General features: G+C 51.9%; 2 tRNA genes and 3 rRNA genes. All 5 read right to left on the bottom strand.

The features are described from left to right. A 23S ribosomal RNA gene (locus D3P07_RS26655) occupies nt 1–536 on the bottom strand; the annotation flags it as partial. 129 nt (nt 537–665) lie between these two features. Further along, nucleotides 666–738: transfer RNA gene (locus D3P07_RS26650), tRNA-Ala, on the bottom strand. Nucleotides 739–768: 30 nt separating this feature from the next. Next, a tRNA-Ile gene (locus tag D3P07_RS26645) sits at nt 769–845 on the bottom strand. Nucleotides 846–902: 57 nt separating this feature from the next. After that, nucleotides 903–1,019 (bottom strand): 5S ribosomal RNA (rrf, locus tag D3P07_RS26640). 190 nt (nt 1,020–1,209) lie between these two features. Next, nucleotides 1,210–1,320, bottom strand: a 16S ribosomal RNA gene (locus D3P07_RS26635); the annotation flags it as partial.

Below are 1,320 nucleotides of genomic sequence, written 5' to 3'. Positions count from 1 at the left end.
CGCGGTGCTTTTCACCTTTCCCTCACGGTACTGCTTCACTATCGGTCACCAGGGAGTATTTAGCCTTGGCAGATGGTCCTGCCGGATTCCGACGGGGTTTCACGTGTCCCGCCGTACTCAGGATACATCTCGGAGAGTGCTGATTTTTGGTTACAGGGCTTTTACCTCTTCTAGCGGGCCTTTCCAGACCTCTTCGCCTAACCAACACCTTTGTAACTCCATGTGAGATGTCCTACAACCCCAAGGAGCAAGCTCCTTGGTTTGGGCTAATCCGCGTTCGCTCGCCGCTACTGACGGAATCACTTTTGTTTTCTCTTCCTCGGGGTACTTAGATGTTTCAGTTCCCCCGGTATGCCTCTACTTGACCTATGTATTCAGTCAAGAGTAACTGGGCATTACCCCAGCTGGGTTTCCCCATTCGGAAATCCCCGGATCAAAGCCTGCTTACGGCTCCCCGAGGCGGTATCGTTGTTCGCCACGTCCTTCTTCGGCTCCTGGTGCCTAGGCATCCTCCGTGCGCTCTTACTAGCTTAACCTAGTATCGCTGGCATATAGCCAACGCTAATCATTTGCTAAAGGATGTTTCAGCAGAAGATTCTCTTCTTATCCGAAGATAAGATTCAAAACTTCTTGTTACTTTCGTTATCCAGTTTTCAAGGAACAAATGGAGCCAAGCGGGATCGAACCGCTGACCTCCTGCTTGCAAGGCAGGCGCTCTCCCAGCTGAGCTATGGCCCCGTAATGGGATCAACACTCATGTGTTGATAATGGTGGGCCTTAGTGGACTCGAACCACCGACCTCACCCTTATCAGGGGTGCGCTCTAACCAGCTGAGCTAAAGGCCCTCAGGTATTCCGTTTTGACTTCAAGACTATCTCAGACCTATTAGTCTAGGATAGACCGCTTGGCGACGTCCTACTCTCCCAGGACCCTGCGGTCCAAGTACCATCGGCGCTGGAGGGCTTAACGGTCGTGTTCGGTATGGGAACGCGTGGTTCCCCTCCGCCATCGCCACCAAACGAATTGGTGAAGATTTTCGCAGATGCGAAAACTTCGACGAAAGATCATTGATCTTTCAAAACTGACAACGAGCGAGCAACATCTGCCTGAGTGAAGATTTTCATCTTGCCTTGCGACAATGATGAAAACTTCTGAGTTGGAAGCAATGCTTCCTGATCCGAACCTCATCGGGTTCGGGTATATCCTTAGAAAGGAGGTGATCCAGCCGCACCTTCCGATACGGCTACCTTGTTACGACTTCACCCCAATCATCTACCCCACCTTCGGCGGCTGGCTCCCTTGCGGGTTACCCCACCGACT

The organism is Paenibacillus sp. 1011MAR3C5, assembly GCF_003591485.1.
Lineage (GTDB): Bacteria > Bacillota > Bacilli > Paenibacillales > Paenibacillaceae > Pristimantibacillus.
This window is presented reverse-complemented; position numbering and strand designations above follow the sequence as displayed.